This window comes from Paenibacillus darwinianus, assembly GCF_000598065.1.
In the GTDB taxonomy this organism is placed as follows: domain Bacteria; phylum Bacillota; class Bacilli; order Paenibacillales; family Paenibacillaceae; genus Paenibacillus_I; species Paenibacillus_I darwinianus.
On the sequence record NZ_KK082172.1, the window covers coordinates 7,409 to 9,123 of the forward strand.

Annotated in this window: 2 protein-coding genes and 1 pseudogene; 2 read left to right on the forward strand and 1 reads right to left on the reverse strand. The window is 60.7% G+C overall.

Annotated elements, in window-relative coordinates; translation table 11 throughout:
* Positions 1-817: pseudogene (locus BG52_RS10200) on the forward strand (hypothetical protein); the annotation flags it as partial.
* 53 nt (positions 818-870) lie between these two features.
* Entirely contained in the window at positions 871-1,281 is a 411-nt protein-coding gene (locus tag BG52_RS10205; protein WP_036585882.1) for a hypothetical protein, read from the forward strand.
* 21 nt (positions 1,282-1,302) lie between these two features.
* Here BG52_RS10205 and BG52_RS10210 read toward each other — a convergent pair.
* A partial coding sequence (locus tag BG52_RS10210; protein WP_036667208.1) for an NAD(P)/FAD-dependent oxidoreductase occupies positions 1,303-1,715 on the reverse strand: 413 nt, incomplete at its 5' end.

The window sequence follows — 1,715 nt, forward strand, 5'->3', positions numbered from 1 at the left end:
CGGCCGACTGACGGCAGCCGCGGATGCGGAGGAGCCGATCGTGCTCTGGTTCGAAAACGATTTATTCGACCAGACGATGCTTGCTTCCTTGCTTAATTGGTTTCATCGGCGCAAAACGGCGGGGGCCCCTGTGGGCAGGCTCGAGTGGATCGTCCTCTCCGCTCAGCCCGGCCAGGATTTTCGCGGTCTCGGCGAATTGTCGCCCGAACGGTTGAAGACGCTGTGGCCGCTCCGCAAGGCTGTCGGAGACGACGATGCGGCATTCGGCGCGGAAGCTTGGCAATGTTTCGCCTCCATCGAACCGCAGCTGCTGGAGAAATGGCTTGTGAAGCGGGTGCCTAGTGAAACGGCCCGGATTCTGGTGCGGGCGATGTGCTTCCATCTGCGCAGGTTTCCGTCGATCCGCAACGGGCTTGGCGCGGTGGAGCGGGAGACCCTGTCGCTGCTATGCCAGGGACCGGCCAGACCGGACGAGCTTTTCCGGCGGATCGGGGAGGCTTATCCGATCTATGGGCTCGGCGATCTGTCGTATTGGAGCTATCTGAAGCGGATGGAATCGGCGGGCATGCTGGTTATTCAAGGCGATCAGCCGTTGCCGAGCTTCAAGTCTGTCGGGCCTCCGGACTTTGATATGTGGCTGGTTATCATGGCCGCTTACGGCACGCGGGTGCTGGCAGGGCAGGCGGACCTGCTTCGCGACGGCCGTTATGCGGAGCGGTGGCTCGGCGGCGTCCGCATCGACGGCGGCGCGACGAAAGCCTGGCGGTGCGCGGGCGGAGACCGCGAGGGCGGCGGGGCGAGCATGATTTTCATGTAATTGGGGTAAAATAAAGAAGGCCATACACTATCCAGAGAGGCGGTCCTTCCTTTATGAATCCCAATCATGCCGTGCAGTTCGCATTTGCGGATCAGCATGACGCCGCCATGGCGTTTGCAACGCTTCACGAGCTTGGTTATTCGCCTGTTCGGAATGGCGATCATGTACATATCCATTTGGAACGCGGCGACCTTACGTCCGCACTTGAAGTCACAATGGCGCACGGCGGCCAGCTGTGCGGCCAAGCCGCGATGGATAATGAAGCGGTAATCGAGTCCGCTTACGATATGGATGCGATCCCGATTCCGGCCCATACCGTCAATGAAGACCTGCCGGACCTCTATATGGAAGCATCCGGCGAGCTCGGCGATGACGGCAAACGAAACCGAAACGACGACGATACCGACGGGTTGTTCGACCCGGACGGATCGTTGGATTTCTTCCCGGGAGACGTCAAAGCGTAGCGTATGCGCTTTGACGTTTGTTCATTGTTCGCGAACCGCCGCCGCCGCGCTCCCGCCCGCCGTGTAGCCGGTCGAGAACGCGGCGGTGATGTTGTAGCCGCCCGTGTACCCGTGAATGTCGAGCAGCTCCCCGCAAAAATACAATCCCCGCGTCAGCTTGGACTCCATCGTCTTCGGTTCGACATCCTTCAAGGCAACGCCGCCGCCGGTGACGAACGCTTCCTCCAGCGACAGCGTACCGTTCACGCGGACCGGCAGACCCTTCATGAGGTCCGTTAAGGCACGCCATCCCTGCTTGGGGATGTTGTCGTACGTAACCTCGGTCTGCAGGCCGGCCATTCGCAGCAGAAACATCAGCAGCCGCTCCTGAAGCACCGGGCGCAGCACGTTCTTGACCGTTTTTTTCGGCTCGTCTTTGGCAAGCCTCATCGTGG